The following is a 19,436-nucleotide window of genomic DNA, read 5'->3' as shown; positions in this document are numbered from 1 at the left end:
TTAGTTGCGGTTCAATGTTCAAAAAAACTAGGCCGCATTGGTTGCAGGCTTGCCAATTGCTGCGGCAAGAACCCTCTCTTGGGTGAGATTTTCATTTGGGAAATCACCGCGCAATTTGCCCTCGCCAATGACGAGAACACGATCACTAATGCCAAGTACCTCTGGCATTTCCGACGACACCATCAAAATTGCCACGCCTTGCTTTGCAAGTGCGAATATCAGCTTGTAGATTTCATACTTCGCACCGACATCGACACCGCGTGTTGGCTCATCAAGAATAAGCACCTTTGGATCAGGCAGCATCATTTTAGAAAGAACTGCCTTTTGCTGATTGCCGCCCGATAGAGACGCAATTGCCAGCATCGGATCGGCGGTCTTCACTTTCAGACGCAGAATTTCGCGCTGAATCGTTGCAAGTTCCGCTTCCTTGTCGATGAGACCACGCAATGAGAAGCGATCAAGCACCGAAATCGTCATATTATGACCGACCGGCATGATCGGCAGAATGCCGTCGCGTTTGCGGTCTTCGGGGACCATACAAATGCCCTGCTGCACCGCATCACGCGGCGTGCGGATTTTGATTTCTTTGCCTTCCAGAAAAATTTGTCCCTGATGCACACCGGGCCAGACGCCAAATAGACTCGAGACAAGTTCCGTACGCCCTGCGCCGACAAGACCTGCGATGCCAAGAATTTCACCGCGCCTTAATTCGAAAGAAACATCATCGACCACTTTGCGATCGGGGTTTGTAACCCCCCAGCAGCTTACATTGCGCGCTTCAAAAACCACTTCGCCAATGTCATGCGGCTCACGCGGGAAAAGGTTTTTCATTTCACGACCGACCATCATCGTGATGATATCCGGTGTTGTGAGTTCTGCCATCGGGCGCGTCGCAATATGTGCGCCATCGCGAATAACAGTCACCGTGTCAGAAATTTCGGCCACTTCATCAAGCTTGTGCGAGATGTAGACACAAGCCATGCCTTGCGCTTTAAAATCCTTGATCAGATCAAGCAGAATGCGCGTTTCGGATGAAGTCAGCGCCGAAGTCGGCTCATCCAGAATGAGAAGCTTGGCATTTTTATTGATTGCTTTTGCAATTTCGATCAGCTGCTGCTTACCACCCGTATAGTGATAAACTGGCAGCGCGACATTGATGTCGAAGATCTTGAGGCGTGCGAGCAACTCAGTCGCCCGTGCATTCATCTGGTCATAATCAATGAAGCCGCCCGTTGTCGGCTCAGAACCCAAGAAGATGTTTTCTGCGACCGACAAATGTGGCACCATCATCAATTCCTGATGGATAATGACGATGCCAGCCTCTTCCGTATCGCGAATGCCGTTGGCTTTTAGTTCCTTGCCTTCCCAGAAAATCTCGCCCGTCCAGGTCCCATAAGGATAAACACCCGAAAGCACTTTCATAAGTGTCGATTTGCCCGCGCCGTTTTCACCGCAGAGCCCGACACATTCTCCCGGACGAACTTTCAGGTAAATTCCATCCAACGCCTTCACGCCGTTGAAATCCTTACTGATGTTTCGCATTTCCAAAAGATATTCGGACATAAATTAACGACCTTGCAGTATTTCGAGGCAGTATTTCGGGCAGCAGTTTCACAACGCGAATTGACCATAGACAACGCTGTCATAGACTGGCCAACCAAGATTTGCTGAAGATCAGACGCCAAAAGAAAAATGCCCAGCGTCTGATCTATCAACTTATTCCAAGTTCACCGAAAAGAAGCTTACTTCCCTTCGATCTGTTCCTTCGTGTAGAAGCCGTCTTTGACATAAATGTCGACATTGTCCTTCGTCACAGCAGTCGGCGTGAGAAGCAATGTATCAACTTCCTTCGAACCATTGTCGATCTTGCCGTTGAATTCGGGCTTTTCGTCCCGAACCAGCTGAACCGTCAACTTTGCAGCTTCTTCAGCAATCAGCTTGAGCGGCTTGTAAACAGTCACTGTCTGCGTGCCATCAACCAGACGTTTTACAGCGGCGAGATCGCTATCCTGGCCGGAAACTGCTGTTTTGCCCGCAAGACCCTGAGCAGCCAAAGCCTGAATTGCACCACCAGCTGTACCGTCGTTGGAAGCAACAACAGCGTCAATCTTGTTCTGGTTTGCAGTCAGTGCATTTTCCATGATCGAAAGCGCTTCAGTCGGGCTCCATTCCTTGACCCACTGCGAGCCAACAATCTTGACCTTGCCGGAATCAACCGCTTCTTTCAGCGCCTTTTCCTGACCAGCACGAAGCAACTTCGCATTGTTGTCGGTTGGAGAACCGCCCAGCAGGTAATAATTGCCTTCTGGCTTTTCCTTCAGCACAGCTTCCGCCTGCATGAAACCAACGCGTTCATTATCGAATGAAATATAAGCATCAATGTCTGCATTGAGGATCAGGCGGTCATAGGACAAAACCTTGATGCCAGAAGCCTTCGCATCGGCCACAACAGCGTCAAAAACCTTGGAATTCATAGGTACGATCACGATGGCATCAACGCCCTGCGAGATCAGATTTTCAACCTGCTTGACCTGCTTTTCTTCGTTGCCGTCAGCCGACTGAACGTTGACCTTGGCGCCCAGCTTTTCCGCTGCTGCGATGAAATAATCGCGGTCACGCGCCCAACGCTCTACTCGAAGATCATCAATAGAAAAGCCGATAACCGGATTTTCCGGCGATGCGAATGCTGGTGCAGCCCCCATTGCACCAATGCCCAAAGCTGCGGCAACCAACGCACCTGTCAAAAAATTACGACGTTTCATGCACGTTCCTCCAAACACCACCGACGCCATGTCGGCTGATACAAGACCTCGCCCCGAACGAAACCGCCCCCGGAGTTTGGTACGACAAAGCAGCCTCTATCGAGACAACTTATTTCCTATATCTGGCTGATCCTCCCAGTGGCGCTAAACGCCCAGATCACTCCAGTCGAGCCTTACGCATCGCGCACGACCCCTATCCTCGGCAGCAATTGATACGCAAACAAAAATGAATAGCAAGCATTTTTCTGATTTACGTACCTCATTTTTACTCCTATGTTCCGCAGCGAGGAGCGAGCATGAAACCTACCGTCCACGATATAGCCAGAACTGCGGGTGTTAGCCTCGCCACGGTTGACCGTGTGCTCAATGATCGCCCCGGTGTAAGGGACAAGACTCGCGAACGCGTTACGGAAGCGATGAATGCACTTGGCTATGTACGAGATGTAAGTGCTGCTAATCTCGCACGCGGAAGGTTGTATCAGTTCGATTTCATTTTGCCGGATAATGAAAACACCTTCATGCTAAGCCTTCGGGCAGAAATTGAGGCTGCGAAAGAACGCGGTCCGTCCGAGCGTGTCTTGATCAACCTGATTCCTGTTCCAGCATTTGACGAGGCTGCACTCGTAAAGGCCCTCAATGAAAGCGCTATCCGTAAACCTGATGGGGTCGCATTTGTAGCGGTAAACACCAATCCGGTTCGTAGCGCTTGCGCGAAATTAACAGAACTTGGCATTCATGTGGTGACGCTCGTTTCTGATCTGGGTGACTCGTCACGCGCGCATTATGTCGGCATAGATAACGGCGCTGCGGGGCGCACTGCGGCGCGTCTGCTTGGGCTTTTTGCCAGCGGAACCGATGGCGCTATTGCCGTCATTGCAGGTTCGCTGAAAGTGCGTGACCATCAGGAGCGCTTTGAAGGTTTCAAACACTCTATGGAAACTGACTTTCCGGGTCGGGAAATTTTACCCGTTCTTGAAGGCTTTGACGAAAGCGCACGCGTCGAAAAACTGGTCCGTGAGCTGCTCAATAAGCGCAGTGACATTGCCGGTATTTATAGCCTCGGCGCGGGTAATAATGGCCTGGTACAGGCACTCGATGCCCATCGCGGCCCTCGCCCTCTGGTTGTTGCCCATGAGCGGGACGACGTGACATCACAGGCGCTGGAAGAAGGCCTTATCCATGCCGTTCTGGCACAAGATGCAGGGCATGAAATTCGCAGTGCCATCCGTGTTCTCAAAGCGACAGCGGACCGCCTTTCCATCGTGCCGGGACAGGAACACATTCGCATCGAAATCTTTCTCAAAGACAACCTGCCCCAGCCCTATTGAGGCTTGGGGCATAGCGCAATTCGACTGGAGCAAACATGTATCTCGGGCTTGATCTTGGAACATCAGGCGTCAAAGCGCTGCTGATTGATGACAATCAGGCCGTCATAGGCTCTGCCCATGGCGAACTTGACGTCTCTCGCCCACATCCTGGGTGGAGCGAACAGGATCCCGCACAATGGATCAAGGCTTGCGAAACAGCCATTGATGGTCTTCGGGCTGCACATCCAAAAGAGTTGGCAGCCGTAGCAGGGATTGGTCTTTCAGGCCAGATGCATGGCGCAACTTTGCTCGATGAAAATGATCAGGTGCTACGACCATGTATTCTTTGGAACGATACGCGTAGCTATAAAGAAGCTGCCGAACTCGACGCTGATCCGGCGTTCCGTGCCATCACCGGTAACATCGTTTTCCCAGGCTTTACGGCGCCTAAACTCGTTTGGGTCGCGCGCAATGAACCGGATATTTTCGCACGCACGCGCAAAGTGCTTTTGCCAAAGGATTATCTGCGTCTCTGGCTTACCGGCGAATATGTATCCGATATGTCGGATTCGGCTGGCACGAGCTGGCTCGACACCGGTGCACGTAAATGGTCGCAGGAACTGCTCGCCAAGACTGGCCTCACCGAAAACCATATGCCAGCGCTTGCGGAAGGCAGCGACGCAACCGGAAATTTGCGTGCTGAACTGACGGCTCGTTGGGGGCTCTCAACCGCTCCGGTTGTTGCAGGGGGAGCGGGGGACAATGCTGCATCCGCTTGCGGCATGGGAACAGTGCAGCCCGGTCATGCCTTCGTGTCGCTGGGCACATCGGGCGTGTTGTTTGCTGCCAATGGTGCTTATCAGCCAAAGCCTGAAAGTGCCGTCCACGCCTTCTGCCATGCACTTCCCGATACATGGCATCAGATGGGTGTAATCCTGTCGGCTGCGAGTGCGCTCGATTGGTTCTCCCGTGTCACCGGCACCAGCGCACATCAACTGGATGCAGAACTGGGCAGCACACTCAATGCCCCGGGAAGCACGACCTTCCTGCCTTATCTTTCGGGCGAGCGCACACCTTATAATGACGCTAAAATTCGTGGTGTCTTCAGCGGTCTCGACCATGAGACCGATCGCAAAGCAATGACGCAGGCAGTCCTTGAAGGTGTGGCTTTTGCCATCCGCGATAATCTTGTGGCACTGCAATCAGCTGGAACTGAGATCAAATCGCTGATCGCGGTCGGTGGCGGTTCAAGGTCTGCCTATTGGCTCAAATCCATAGCAACAGCATTGAATGTCCCAATTTCACTGCCTGAAGAAGGAGACTTTGGCGCAGCTTTTGGGGCCGCACGTCTCGGGCTGATTGCTGCAAGCGGTGCTGATCCTTTTGCGATCTGCATCCCCCCGCGCACGGCCCTCACCATCGAACCTGAACAGGCGCTGCTTTCATCTTATGACGAAGCTTATCAGCGCTATCACGCACTTTATCCCGCGTTGCGCCCTCTCGCATAAGAGCGCGCGCATTTTATCCATCATCTTAATCGGAGGAATATGATGAGCACCGGATTTTTCGGAGACATCCAGAAAATACGTTACGAAGGCCCAGACAGCGATAATCCACTGGCGTTCCGCCACTATAACCCAGACGAAATCGTCATGGGCAAGCGTCTGGAAGATCATCTGCGTTTCGCTGTCGCCTATTGGCATAGCTTTGCATGGGAAGGCGGAGACCCGTTCGGCGGACGCACTTTCGACCGCCCTTGGTACAAGGATGGTCTTGAAGCTGCAAAGCTAAAAGCCAATGTTGCGTTTGAATTTTTCTCGCTGCTCGGCGCGCCATTTTATTGCTTCCATGATGCCGATGTTCGTCCGGAGGGCGACAACTTCGCTGAGAACACAAAGAACCTCGAAGCCATCGTCGACATTTTCGAGCGGAAGCAGGCTGAAACCGGCATCAAGCTTTTGTGGGGCACGGCGAACCTTTTCTCACATCGCCGTTATATGTCCGGTGCTGCGACCAATCCTGATCCGGAAGTCTTTGCTTTTGCAGCCGCCACCGTCAAAACCTGTCTTGACGCTACGAAACGTCTTGGTGGCGACAATTACGTGCTTTGGGGCGGCCGTGAAGGTTATGAAACTCTTCTCAACACCGACCTGACACGCGAACTCGACAATATGGGACGCTTCCTCAACCTCGTGGTCGAATACAAGCACAAGATCGGCTTCAAGGGCACAATCCTGATCGAACCAAAACCCCAGGAGCCAACAAAGCATCAGTACGATTATGACGTTGCCACGGTTTATGGCTTCCTCAAGCGCTATGGTCTTGAGAATGAGGTGAAGGTCAATATCGAACAGGGCCACGCAATTCTCGCCGGTCATTCGTTCGAGCATGAACTGGCACTGGCCCGCAGCCTCGGCATTCTTGGCTCCATCGACATGAACCGCAATGATTATCAATCTGGCTGGGACACAGACCAATTCCCGAACAATGTACCAGAAATGGCGCTTGCCTATTATCAGGTTCTGCTCGACGGTGGCTTCAAAAATGGCGGCACCAATTTTGATGCCAAACTACGTCGTCAGTCGCTTGATCCACAGGATCTGCTGATCGGCCATATTGGCGGTATGGATTGCTGTGCACGTGGCCTCAAGGCTGCTGCTCGCATGATTGAAGACGGCGCGCTGACCAAGCCATTGGATGAACGCTACGCTGGCTGGTCTGGCGATTTCGGCAAAAAGCTCGCCACCAGCCTTTCGTTGGAGCAAATCGCGTCAGAAGTCGAAACAAAAAATATCAACCCGCAGCCAAAATCTGGCCGTCAGGAGTATCTGGAAAACGTCGTTAACCGCTACGTTTGATAAGCCCAGTAAAAAAAACCCCGCTCACCGAGCGGGGTTTTTATTTCTAGTATGGCGGACCCGAAATTCGCTTCACTGCAAAGCAACCAACTGAGCGAATTTGGGGTCCAAAGCCATACCAGCAAATTATTGAATCTAGTGTGGTTTACGGATTTAAAGTTCATCGAGGTGAATGCAGCGCGAATGATACGAACTTTAAATCCACCACACTAGTTTAATGCAACATCATGCGGCTTTCGGCAGGCTGCAAACCGATCAAGATTCTGATCATAGGCGGATGTTTTAACCGCCATCATGCCAAGTACCGTATGAAATAAATTGTCATGTGAGGACGGCTCAGCAGTTGTTTTGCGCAAGCAATCAAGATTCAACCCCGTATCGGCGGCATAATCCGGCGAAAACCACGTGATAAACGGAATATGGGTCTGCTGCGATGGCGCAATAAAATAGGGTGCCGCGTGAAGATAGAGACCATTTTCACCGAGCGATTCGCCGTGATCAGACATATAAATCATCGAAGATGCAAATTTGTCCTGATGTGCTTTCAGGAGATCGATAACTTCAGACAAAATATGATCCGTGTAAAGAATGGAGTTGTCGTAGGCGTTGACGATTTCCTCATGCGAGCATTTAGCAAAGTCATTTGAGCGACAGTCTGGCTGAAAACCCGCATAGTCCGCCGTGTAACGACGATAATAGGCTGGGCCATGGCTACCCGTCATATGCAAAACAATAGTCGCATTGTCTGTTGTTTCGTTCAGTTGTTTCGACAGATTATCGATCAAAATCTGATCAAGACATTCACCGCCCTCGCAATAGCGCTTGTCGTGTGAAGCCTGCAACTCAACCAGCTTGATGCGCTCGGCAACGCCCTTACTGCCAGTATTATTCTCATACCAACTCGTTTGCACACCCGCATGTTTGAGAATGTCCATAAGGTTTTCTGAGCCGCGGAACTTCGTGTTGGAATAATCCTCACGCGTGAAAGGCGAAAACATGCACGGCACCGAAACGGAGGTTTCGGTGCCACAGCTTGATGTATCTGTAAAAGCAATAACATCGCGCTTCTTCAATTCTGGATTGGTTTCACGCGCATATCCATTCAGGCTGAAATTCTCGGCACGCGCTGTTTCGCCGACCACGACAACGGTCACCAGCTTTTTGCCTGCTGGCAGCTGCGTAAGCATCTGCTTGGCATCCAAACCCAATGGCTCCATTACGATATCGCGATTTTTATATACGTGTGAAACATACTGAATTGTGCTCGCAATAGGTGTGCTTGGCATAATCTTCTGCATAATATCAGTGCCATGTTCGCGGAACATGGAAGAATAGGCCGCATAATTCGAACCGATTATCACAACAGATACGATCACACAGCTTAAGATAACGCTTGTATTCACCAGCAACTTGGAGAGTATCGGGCGATGTTTTACCCGTACCCAAGCGATCAACAGCGAAGGCACAATACCAAATAATGTCATATGCCAGAGATAGCTTGAGGTAAGCAGCGCACCAGATTCTGCCTGCGTCGTCGTAAGCGCCGCCTCGACAACGTATTTGTCAATAATCGTACCAAACGTGTCTGTGAAATAGGAGCCACCCGCTGCAATCATCACAAAAAAGATCAGCATTGGCTTGATAATATATTTTGCTGAAAACAGAACAAATAATGCAACATAAAGCAAAAGCAGAACGACAGCGATCCCCGCAAGTCTAAACGGGGCATCAGCATAATAAGTGCTGATCGCATACCAAAATGAGGTATTTGTAAAGATAAGAACATAGAGCGCCGTTAAAAGACACAATGGTCCACTGGCGATTGTGGGACGAAACTTCTGCATGGCACGCTTTCGAAATTTTTGAACACGCACGCCTTACAAGAGCAACCAGCAACGAGGGTCGGCTTTTTTTCAGGCCCGTTTGCGCCAGACATGAAATCAAGATGGCTTTTCTGCGGCGAAACAATTTGAAAGGTAAGAGGAACTAAACACCCAAACAAAAACGCCGCCGAAAACGGCGACGCTTCTAATTTAATCTCTCACGGTATCAGAGACTAACCCATCCTCCGTTTTTATTGGACGAACGCACACAAGCATCGATAAATGATACGCCCCTCACCCCGTCATCAACGGTTGGATAAATGACCGCACTATCAACCTTCGCATTGTCACGTCGCGCCTGAATTGCGTTCGCAGCTTCCGTATAGATCGTTGCAAAAGCTTCGAGATAACCCTCCGGGTGCCCAGCCGGGATTCGTGTAACACGCGCTGCCGCATCGCCCGCGCCTGCTCCACCGCGAGTGATAAGACGTTTCTGATCACCAAATGGCGTAAACCACAGTCGGTTCGGGTCTTCCTGAGCCCATTCAATCCCACCCTTGGTGCCATAGACGCGCAAACGCAGTGCGTTTTCATTACCCGGCGCGACTTGACTGCACCAGAGCATACCCTTGGCACCACCAGCGAAACGCAGCATCACATGCGCATTGTCATCAAGACGGCGTCCCGGAACAAAGCTGTCAAGATCAGCTGCTAAGCTTTCAAGTGTGAGGTCAGTCACAAAGGATGCAAGGTTAAAGGCATGGGTGCCAATGTCGCCCGTTGCTCCACCAAGTCCGGATTGTGCCGGATCGGTGCGCCAGACTGCGCCCTTGGCCCCGGTTTCTTCAACCGCTTCCGTAAGCCAGTCTTGCGCATATTCGACCTGCACCACACGCAGATCGCCAAGCTCGCCATTGGCGATCATTTCGCGCGCCTGTCGCACCATCGGATAGCCAGTGTAATTGTGGGTGAGCACAAACAATGCGCCACTCTCATCAGCGACTTTCTTAAGCTTCTTCGCATCAGCTAAGGTCGAAGTCAGTGGCTTATCACAGATCACATGAATGCCACGGCGCAGAAACTCCTTCGCGGCATCATAATGCACATGGTTCGGCGTCACGATGGCCACCGCTTCAATGCCACTTTTAAGACGCGCTTCGCGGATCGCCATTTCTTTATAGCTCGAATAAATGCGGTCTTCCGCAAGTCCCAGCTCACGCCCCGAAGCCTGCGCTTTTTCCGCAGAAGACGAAAGCGCACCTGCCACCAGTTCAAAACGGTTGTCGAGCCGCGACGCCATGCGATGGACGCCACCGATGAAAGCGCCCGCTCCGCCACCAACCATACCCAAACGGATACGCGGATTGGCTGTTTCTTTGGTCTTTGCTTCAATGCTCATCGTGGTTCCTCCGAGCGCACTCGATCTGATTTCCTCAGATCGGCGCTCTCACTTGTTATTTTATCGCGTATCTCGTCCGAAAATCGCTAGGCACGTTTCGGGATACGCCTTACAATCCCAGCATACGTCGATTGGCAGCATCATCTGTGCCGCCGGCAGCGAAATCGTCAAACGCCTTTTCGGTCACACGAATGATATGGTGCTTCACAAACTCGGCACCCTCACGCGCACCGTCTTCGGGGTGTTTCAACGCGCATTCCCATTCGACAACAGCCCAGCCGTCAAAGTCATTGGCTGCCATTTTCGAGAACACAGCACCAAAATCGACCTGACCATCACCAAGTGAGCGGAAGCGACCCGCGCGATTAACCCAGCCTTGATAACCGCCATAAACGCCCTGACGCCCGGTCGGGTTAAACTCGGCATCCTTGACGTGGAACATCTTGATACGGTCTTTGTAGATGTCGATATTGTCGAGGTAATCCAGACATTGCAGCACGTAATGCGATGGATCATAGAGCATGTTTGCGCGCGGATGGTTCTTAACCCGCTCCAGAAACATCTCATACGTCACGCCATCATGCAGGTCCTCGCCCGGATGGATTTCGTAGCAGATATCCACGCCGTGCTCATCCGCATGATCAAGAATTGGTAACCAGCGACGCGCCAGTTCATCAAAAGCCGTTTCAACAAGGCCGGCGGGACGCTGCGGCCACGGATAGATGAACGGCCAAGCCAACGCGCCTGAGAAGGTTGCATGCGCGCCAATGCCAAGATTGCGCGAAGCGCGGATTGCCATTTTGACCTGCTCAACCGCCCATGCCTGACGCGCTCTGGGATTGCCGCGCACTTCTGGCACCGCAAAACCATCAAACGCCTCGTCATAAGCCGGGTGCACGGCGACAAGCTGGCCTTGCAAATGCGTCGAAAGCTCGGTGACTTCAACGCCGTTTTCACGCGCAACACCGGCGAATTCATCACAATAATCTTTAGATTCGGCGGCTTTTTTCAGATCGATCAACTGGCTTGCCCATGTCGGCACCTGCACACCGGCATAGCCCTTCTCTGCAGCCCATTTGGTAATGCCGTCCCATGTATTGAATGGCGCTTCATCGCCTGCAAACTGCCCGAGAAAAATCCCGGGGCCTTTGATCGTTTTCATCAAAAGTCCTCCAATTAAAACTCAAACTCATATCGGGATAATGCAAATACGCGCCCGACAAAGCGGGCGCGTATTCAGATATCAGAACGGAGAATCCGGGAAGTAGAACTGCTCAGCGTTGTCCTTTGTGATCAGTGTTGCGTCGAGGATATATTCGCCGCTGACGGGGATCTGATCATAGAAGTGGCCAGCAGCCAGTTCCATCGCAGTTGAAACCATTGCAGGTGGATAAAGCACATCAACCGGCATCAGCTTGTCGCCATCCATGACCTTCTTGATCATGTCCTTGGAACCAGCCCCACCGATAACATACTGAATGTCGTCGCGATTGGCCTGTTTGATGGCTTCGAGAACACCAACAGCCATATCGTCATCCTGACACCAGACGACATCTATCTTCGGATACTTGGTCAGGAAATCCTGCATCACGCGGAAAGCATCATCCCGGTTCCAGTTGCCATACTGGCGATCAAGAACCTTGACGTTTGAGCCTGCGATACCTTTGTCAAAACCATCCTGACGCTGCTGGTCAATGGGAATAGGCATACCGCGAATAACAACGACCTGAGCATCTGGTGTGTTCTTGGCGATGTATTCACCAGCCACCTGACCAAGAGCCGGATTGTTACCAGCAATATAAAGATCGCGGATCGAGTTATCATTGTTGCTTGGAGCGCGATCAACAAGCGCTACAAAAGTACCCTTATCCTTGATCTCCTTGATCGCGTTAACAAGCGGATCAGGATCGGTCGGCAATACGACCAGTCCATCAAGTCCCTGGACGGCCAAATCCTGCAAAGCGTTCGCCTGGCTGGCGGCATCGGGCGATGTCTTGACGATCACATTGAGGCCCGGATGCTCCTGCATCAAAAGCTTCGCAACACGTTCGGCATGATAGACGACGCCGGCTGTCCAGCCATGGTCAGCAGCCGGGATCGATACGCCGATTGTCACCTTTTTATCCTGCGCGCTTGCCGCGCCGGTAAATGCCAAAGCGCCAGCCGCCAAAGCAGCAAAGGCAAACCCTAAGAATTTTCCTCGCATTAATTCCTCCCAAGTGTTCGGGGGCTTTATCCTCACGTGACCGGACCGCCCCATCAATCCCGTCAAACCCGTTATTCCAAGCCGTTAGACGCCCCTCTTCATCGTCGTGAGAGTGAGCGCTGTACCAGCATGGCAATGATAATGATGGCACCCTGAATAGCGCCGATCAGATATTCGCTGATGAAGTTGGAAAGCAGCATGATATTGCCAACGATTTCGAGAATGAACGCGCCGCAGATTGTGCCCCAGACGCGCCCCACGCCGCCGCGCAACGCCGTGCCACCAACCACAACCGCCGTAATTGCCTGCAACTCCCACAACATGCCGGTTGTTGCCGAGGTCGAGCCAAGTCGCGGCACATAAAGCAGTACGGCAACAGCCACGCAAAGCCCTTGCACGATATAGGCAATTGTGCGAACGCGCTTGACCGAGATGCCCGAATAACGCGCCACATCTTCGCTGGAGCCAACAGCGATCACATGACGTCCATAACGCGTACGATAGAGTACGAAAGCCGCAATTGCTGCCGTGACAAAAATCGCAATGACCGGAATTGGCACGCCAAACACGTCACCAAAATAGGCAGGGCGATAAAGAGCCTGAATTTCAGGATTGCGCAGCGTAATTGCACCACCTTGCGACAGCCATGTCGTCAGACCACGATATATTCCCATTGTTCCAAGTGTCGCAATGAAGGGTTCTATCCCGCCCATTGTCGTGATCAACCCGTTGGTCAAGCCGCAAAGCGCACCAACGACCACAGCCAGCAACACAGCCGCGATCAACATCATGACCGGATCAGCGATCACGCCACTGTTCATAAACATAATCATGATGCTGCCGACAAAAGCAGCCATCGCGCCAACGGATAGATCAAGCCCACCCGCCGAGATCACATAGGTCGCGCCGAGTGCGATAATCGCAATAAAGGCACTGCGTGTCGCAACGTTCAGCAAATTGTCGATGCTGATAAAATTTGGATTGGCAATTGTTCCAAGAACAAGCAGCAAAAGCAGCGCAATAAAAGGGGCGATCGCCCTCAGATCCCAGTCTTTAGACGTTTTTGGCGCCTTGCTCTTGTCATTCACTACGTCAGTCATTGACACCCCTATTTATAATTATGCCGCTTCTGTGCTGACGCCCGTTGCTAGAACAACAATGTCATGCTCGGTCATGCGTTCGCCTGTCACCTCACCCGCAATACAGCCTTCCCGCATGACAACGATGCGATCACATATCCCGATAAGCTCTGGCATCTCTGACGACACAACAATGATCGATTTTCCTTCATCGGCAAGATTGGCGATGAACTGATAAATCTGTTCTTTGGTACCCACATCAATGCCGCGTGTTGGCTCGTCTATGATGACGATAGACGGATTCAGCAGCATCATTTTTGCCAGCAGCAGCTTTTGCTGATTTCCACCTGAAAGTTGGCCAGCGAGAATATCTTTGCGTCCGGTGCGAATATCAAATTCCTTGATCGCATCATCCAGCGCCACGCGCTCTTTATTCCGGTCGATCTGCAAGCCCCGGACAAATTTGCTGATCGATGCAAGTGTCAGATTGATGCCAAGATCTTTACCAAGCAAAAGACCTTTGCCTTTGCGATCTTCACTGAGATAAGCGATCCCGGCAGACAGGCTTTCATGCGCATTATGGAAATTGACGGATTTACCATTGTGCCGAACCTGTCCCTTGCCGGGACGAAGGCCAACCACACCTTCCATGAGCTCTGTACGGCCCGCACCGACCAAGCCTGCAAATCCCAGGATTTCGCCCTTGCGCAAAGCAAAGCTCGCTGTTTTGACATAGCCAGGAACTGTGAAGTCTTGCACTTCAAGCACTGTCTCATCCGACCGTTCCGATGCGCGATCCGGATAAAGCTTGGCCACGTCACGACCAACCATCAGCCGGGCCATATCATTGGGCTGAAGCTCTGAAGTCATGTGCGCAGCGACAAGTGTTCCATCACGCAAAACTGTGATGCGATCCGAAATTTCTTTTACTTCCGGCAGGCGATGCGAAATATAGAGAACGGCCACGCCTTTGGCGCGGATATCACAAATTACTTTCAAGAGTGCTTCGGTTTCAACCGGTGTTAGCGACGCTGTGGGTTCGTCGAAAATGACAACGCGGTGAGGCACCAGCAGCACGCGGGCAATTTGCACAAGCTGGCGCTGCGCTATTGAAAGGCTGCCCACAATCGCATCGGGATCAATGTCGGCGCCAAGATCGCGAACTGCTTTACGCGCACCTTCACGCATCGACTTATCATCGACAACAAGCCCGTTTGAAAGCTCACGTCCAAGATAAATATTCTGGGCAACAGTCAGATCAGGCGCGAGCAAAATCTCCTGATGCACAAGCACAATGCCTTGCGCTTCAGCCTCAACAGGCCCTGAAAATGCAATTGGCTTGCCATCAATCCGAATCTCACCGCTTGTCGGGCGTTCATTGCCAGCGAGCAGCTTCATCAATGTCGATTTACCGGCACCATTTTCGCCGATAATCGCATGAACTTCGCCGCCATAGATGCTAAGATTGATCCCTTTGAGAACCTGGACGGGACCAAAAGACTTGGACAACGACACAGCTTCAAGAAGCGGAACGCGCGGTTCTCTGGAAAGAGGAATCATGCGTTAATACCAAAGACAGCGTTGTCGTAAGACATTACGCAAAAGAATTTCAACGCAAGAATATCAGCGATAATATCTGGATGCACGTGAACTCCTCCCAAAGTCTCGCAACCCAACCTTAGCGTTCGCTTTGAGGTACGTAAAGCAAAATTATTTGCAGGAAGGTGAAATGAGCTCGCTTGCATCCAAAGATTATTAATAATCAGCGTTATAAAATAGTCAGAGTTATAACTTGATGATCTTAACAACGCCGTGGTTCGACGGTATTAAAATGATAAGTATTTGTGGCGATAGCATTTGAAAACCTCACCTCCAACCAACAACAAAACGTTGCTCGGCTGCCATCGGATTTTGACCACTCCGCTGACTTGGATATTTGTTACAATCACTTTAACGGTTCTATTTTTAACCTTTCCATTGGTTGTGCCGATCGGCCCAATGTATTGGGACACCTATATTTACCTCGATGCAGCCCAACGGATAAATATCGGGCAAATACCGTCGGTTGACTTCTTCACCCCAGCAGGTCCTCTTGAGTACTATCTGTTCGCCTGGGGTTTGAACGTCTTTTCTCACGCTCAGCCAGTGCTGCTAGCACAATGGTCGACGCTCATAATCGCAGCACCATTAATGGCTATCGTCCTTTGTGATGTTGACCGTGAAAGCCGATCCACAGCTTTTGCATTGCTAATCCCATTTTTGATTTTCGCTATCTCTCCAGCAAATGCCCAACTTGAAACATCATATCCGGGTCTCGACGGATTTGGCATTTATAATCGACACGTGTGTTTGTTGCTTTATGTGCTGGTCGCCGGGCTTATTTTCATGCCCAACAGCAGAAAACTGGCGCTGTTTTGTGCCGCGACAATGCTTTGCCTGTTTCTGACGAAGGTCACTGGTTTTCTCGTTGGAGGACTCTTCGGATTTACAGCCCTTCTTGCCGGGCGTATCTCCTTAAGCAATGTTCTGATCGCTATTATCGCAGCCCTCGTGTTGCTCGCCGGATTGGAACTCAATGGCCATATGATATCCGCCTATCTCGCAGATATCAGCCAATTGCTTATGCTAAACCAAGCAGCGTTGCTGCCACGCTTTCTCACAGTCATATCCGGCAAGCTCGATGTTATTTTGCCAGCAAGCGCTCTGGCTGTTGTGTTGTTTTGGCACGAAACACGCCATAATATTACGCCAACCCGCTTTTTCGATCGCAGCTCAGTTTGGCTCGCAATCACCGTTGCCGGCGGGATTTTTGTCGAAACACAAAACACAGGCAGTCAGGAGTTCATTTTTCTGTGGCCGGTTTTGCTGATGATCTGGCAACGCATCAAACCGTTGAACGACAATAAAATCAAGATGACTGTGCTGATCCTTACAGCCTTCGTCGCAGTCCCTACGGTTAGCAAAGTTGGTCATAAGGTGTTGCGCGCAATTGCAGTCGCCCCAACCTATGTTCAGCCGCCCGTTACCGAGCTGAAAAACATGGCTCAGATTTCCACCCGAACCGACATGATGGAACGGGCCAAACTCTTGCCGCAGCACTATGCAGATTATTCAACGCCTTATGAAGCACTGGCACAACAAGGACAATTGCCAAGCTGGCGGCTGTATTCCGAGCTCGACTATCAAATTTACTGGCTTATCTCGGTTGACGAAGCGGTCAAGGCGCTCAAAAAATTCGAGAAAGAAAACAGCATCCAATTAAAGTCGTTGATGACACTCGACTTCACCGATCCGTTTCCGTGGCTACTTGATCGCAATGCCGCCCGTAAAATCCAGATCGGCGCTGATCCATTTCGCACCGTTCCCCCCATGTCGCCTGAAACCAGAGCTGCAGTTCAAGCAACGGATGGCGTGTTGCGCCCGAAATGTCCGATGACGACATCCCGGCTTGCCTTACAGGAAATCTATGCCGATGCACTCAAAGATCGCGATGTGATTGCTCTCGACCCGTGCTGGGATTTGCTGCTACGTCCCGGCATTCTTAAATAAGAAAAAAGCCGGGATTTACCCGGCTTTTTTCTTTACTTAATCTGCGCTTTCACGAAATCCTTGACGATGCCAACAATGCCGCGTCCAAGAATTTCATCAAGCGCTGCGATGAACTCATCGACATGCTGACGGCTACAAATCAGTGGCGGCTCAAGGCGGATCACATTGCGATTATACTCGGTGAAAGCCACCAATACGCCGTGATCACGCAGCAGATGACTGCCGATAAAGCCCGGCAACGAGCCTTTCAGCTTGTCATCAAGCATTGCCAGCACAGGTCGAAGTACCATTGGCATTGCGTTGGAGAAATCATGGAACTCCAACCCAACCATCATGCCCTTGCCGCGCACGTCCTTGATGAGTTTCGGATAACGCGCGTGCAACTCATTCAGACGCTCCAGCAGATAATCGCCGGTTTCCGCCGAATTATCTATAAGATGCTCGTCGTAAAGCACATTGATCGTTTCAATCGAGGTGATGCAGGCTTCACCAATGCCGCCGAACGTTGCCATGGCATGGATCATCGCCGTTTTTGGCGTACCATAGGCTTTCATATAGACATCGCGCTTGGCAATCATCGCGGCCATCGCCGTTTTGCCGCCGCCTAATGACTTGGCTAGCGCTGTAACATCCGGAATGACGCCGTAATGTTCAAAGGCATAGAACTTTCCGGTACGGCCAAAGCCGCACTGCACTTCGTCGGCGACCCAGATCACACCATACTGATCACAGAGCTGGCGCAGCTTCTGCCAGAATGACGCATCGGCCTGAATAATGCCTCCACCGCCCTGAATGGTTTCAAGAACGATGACGCCAATTTCCGGGTCCGCGCGGAACGCGTTTTCAATGGCATCGATATCGCCGAACGGTACGCGCACCGTATTGTCGACCAACTTGAACTCACCACGATAAAGCCCGCCATCGGTGATCGACAGCACACCCTTGGTTTTGCCATGAAAAGAATTTTCGGCATAAACGATCTTCGGCTTCTTCGGCCCTGCAGCACGTTCTGCAACCTTGATGGCAGCTTCCATAGCTTCCGAACCGGACGAGCCTAAGAACACCATATCAAGATCGCCCGGCGAACAGGCAGCAATGTCGTAAGCAAGGGCCGCCGCATATTGCGACATGAAGGCGATAGCGATTTCGTGCCGCATTTCCTCCTGAAACTTGCGGCGCGCTTCAAGAATACGCGGGTGATTATGACCGAGTGCCAGCGAACCGAAACCACCGAAGAAATCGAGGATCTTACGGCCGTTCTGATCGTAATAATACATGCCTTCGGCACGCTCGATTTTCACCTTGTGAAAGCCGAGCAGCTTCATGAAATGCAGCTGTCCCGGATTAAGGTGTCCAGTGAAAAGCTCTGTCATGCGTGGCAGGTCAAGCGCTTTGGCGTCTTCAACCGTCAGAAGCTTCGGCTTGGGCGTAGTATTCGTTATAACTTGATTGGTCATGACCTGTCCTCACGCTGCCTTCGATGCAAGCTTTTTGTGATATTCACTATAGGCTGCGATCAGCATATCTTCATCGCGATATTGCGGCACCCAGCCGAGTTCCCGCTCGCCTTTCGACACATCGAGAACGCACATTTCATCAGCAATCAAATATTGCTCCGGGTCCATCAAAGGCTTGTTGAGCCAATCAAGGAAATCCAGCGTGCGTTTGACCGCCCAGGCTGGTGTCGGCACCAGGATGGACTTCGAGCCTGCGTGCTTGACCAGATCGCCGAGCAACTTACGCACTGGTGGCGGATTGAGTGAACCGAGATTATAAACCTCATTCGGCACGCCTGCCTTGAAAGCCGCATAGCAAGCGGATGCACAATCGAACACTGAAATGAACTGATAAGGATTTTTGCCAGAGCCGATCATCGGCACCGGCAGGTTGTTATCGATCAGCTTGAACAGCTTTTCCAGAATGCCAAGGCGTCCGGGTCCGATAATCAGGCGCGGACGAAACAGCGAAATGTTCATCCCTTTCTTGCGCCACTCAGCGGCCAATTCCTCGGTCTTTAGCTTTGACAGGCCATATTCACCCAGCGGATTGCAGGGGTGATCTTCCTTCTGTGGCCAGACATACGTGTGGCCATAAACCATGTCGGTGGTGAAATGCACGAGGCGCTTTGCACCAGCCGCGTCCATTGCCTTGATAATGTTTTCCGTGCCGTAATAATTGACCGGAAAGAAGAAATCGTGACGCTTGGCCCGCACTTGAAGCGGCGATAGCATCTTGGCCGAGAGATTATAGACCATATCGTCGGCGCGAATCCCAAGCTTGCGGATTGCTTCCGGGTCGGTCACATCGGTATGCACGAAAGTCGCCTGCGCATAATGCGCGAGATCGCTTTTCACGATGTCTGCGACGATGACTTCATGCCCGTCAGCAACAAGCAAGGGAGCCAGATAACGCCCCACAAAGCCGTCGCCACCGAAAATAATATGTCTCATAAT

14 protein-coding genes are annotated in these 19,436 nt (G+C 51.5%); 4 read left to right on the top strand and 10 right to left on the bottom strand.

Going from position 1 to position 19,436, the window contains the following annotated elements:
- Positions 1-27: 27 nt before the first annotated feature.
- On the bottom strand, positions 28-1,563 hold the full coding sequence (locus U2P60_RS04070) for a xylose ABC transporter ATP-binding protein (protein ID WP_413571430.1): 1,536 nt from the start codon (positions 1,561-1,563) through the stop codon (positions 28-30).
- 179 nt (positions 1,564-1,742) lie between these two features.
- The gene (xylF, locus tag U2P60_RS04065) at positions 1,743-2,762 is read right to left on the bottom strand and encodes a D-xylose ABC transporter substrate-binding protein (RefSeq protein ID WP_313829347.1); all 1,020 of its coding nucleotides are present in this window, start codon (positions 2,760-2,762) and stop codon (positions 1,743-1,745) included.
- Between the two features lie 296 nt (positions 2,763-3,058).
- On the opposite strand from xylF, the gene U2P60_RS04060 reads away from it, so the two are divergent.
- From U2P60_RS04060 to xylA, 3 genes are read left to right on the top strand one after another with little or no spacing between them, the layout of a single operon-like run.
- The gene (locus U2P60_RS04060) at positions 3,059-4,090 is read left to right on the top strand and encodes a substrate-binding domain-containing protein (RefSeq protein WP_313829346.1); all 1,032 of its coding nucleotides are present in this window, start codon (positions 3,059-3,061) and stop codon (positions 4,088-4,090) included.
- Positions 4,091-4,125: 35 nt separating this feature from the next.
- On the top strand, positions 4,126-5,577 hold the full coding sequence (xylB, locus tag U2P60_RS04055) for a xylulokinase (protein ID WP_413571427.1): 1,452 nt from the start codon (positions 4,126-4,128) through the stop codon (positions 5,575-5,577).
- A 42-nt stretch (positions 5,578-5,619) separates the two neighbouring features.
- Positions 5,620-6,927 (top strand): xylose isomerase, encoded by a 1,308-nt coding sequence (gene xylA / locus U2P60_RS04050; protein WP_413571426.1) that lies wholly within the window; start codon positions 5,620-5,622, stop codon positions 6,925-6,927.
- Between the two features lie 209 nt (positions 6,928-7,136).
- Here the strand turns inward: xylA and U2P60_RS04045 are convergent, their stop codons facing one another.
- The 6 genes from U2P60_RS04045 to U2P60_RS04020 form a co-directional block, all read right to left on the bottom strand.
- Complete coding sequence (locus U2P60_RS04045; RefSeq protein ID WP_413571424.1) at positions 7,137-8,771, bottom strand: phosphoethanolamine transferase; 1,635 nt, start codon at positions 8,769-8,771, stop codon at positions 7,137-7,139.
- Positions 8,772-8,976: 205 nt separating this feature from the next.
- Entirely contained in the window at positions 8,977-10,149 is a 1,173-nt protein-coding gene (locus U2P60_RS04040) for a Gfo/Idh/MocA family oxidoreductase (RefSeq protein WP_313829341.1), read from the bottom strand.
- Positions 10,150-10,258: 109 nt separating this feature from the next.
- On the bottom strand, positions 10,259-11,311 hold the full coding sequence (locus U2P60_RS04035) for a sugar phosphate isomerase/epimerase (RefSeq protein WP_313829340.1): 1,053 nt from the start codon (positions 11,309-11,311) through the stop codon (positions 10,259-10,261).
- Positions 11,312-11,392: 81 nt separating this feature from the next.
- Positions 11,393-12,355 (bottom strand): substrate-binding domain-containing protein, encoded by a 963-nt coding sequence (locus U2P60_RS04030; protein WP_313829339.1) that lies wholly within the window; start codon positions 12,353-12,355, stop codon positions 11,393-11,395.
- Between the two features lie 98 nt (positions 12,356-12,453).
- The gene (locus U2P60_RS04025) at positions 12,454-13,455 is read right to left on the bottom strand and encodes an ABC transporter permease (protein ID WP_413571420.1); all 1,002 of its coding nucleotides are present in this window, start codon (positions 13,453-13,455) and stop codon (positions 12,454-12,456) included.
- A gap of 18 nt (positions 13,456-13,473) precedes the next feature.
- Positions 13,474-14,994, bottom strand: coding sequence for a sugar ABC transporter ATP-binding protein (locus U2P60_RS04020; protein WP_413571418.1), 1,521 nt, complete (start codon positions 14,992-14,994; stop codon positions 13,474-13,476).
- 630 nt (positions 14,995-15,624) lie between these two features.
- Between U2P60_RS04020 and U2P60_RS04015 the strand changes: the two genes are divergently transcribed.
- A complete protein-coding gene (locus U2P60_RS04015; protein WP_413571416.1) occupies positions 15,625-16,983 on the top strand; it encodes a hypothetical protein in 1,359 nt (452 codons plus the stop codon).
- 32 nt (positions 16,984-17,015) lie between these two features.
- On the opposite strand, the gene U2P60_RS04010 is transcribed toward U2P60_RS04015, so the two are convergent.
- Both U2P60_RS04010 and U2P60_RS04005 read right to left on the bottom strand, forming a co-directional pair.
- Positions 17,016-18,440 (bottom strand): aspartate aminotransferase family protein, encoded by a 1,425-nt coding sequence (locus tag U2P60_RS04010; RefSeq protein WP_413571415.1) that lies wholly within the window; start codon positions 18,438-18,440, stop codon positions 17,016-17,018.
- Positions 18,441-18,449: 9 nt separating this feature from the next.
- Positions 18,450-19,433, bottom strand: a complete 984-nt coding sequence (locus U2P60_RS04005) for an NAD-dependent epimerase/dehydratase family protein (RefSeq protein ID WP_413571414.1) — start codon at positions 19,431-19,433, stop codon at positions 18,450-18,452.
- Positions 19,434-19,436: the final 3 nt, after the last annotated feature.

Origin of the sequence: Brucella sp. H1_1004 (assembly GCF_047308065.1) — a bacterium.
Taxonomy (GTDB): domain Bacteria; phylum Pseudomonadota; class Alphaproteobacteria; order Rhizobiales; family Rhizobiaceae; genus Brucella; species Brucella pseudogrignonensis_B.
The sequence above is the reverse complement of the archived record's forward strand: the minus strand, read 5'-3'. Positions and strand labels throughout refer to the sequence as shown.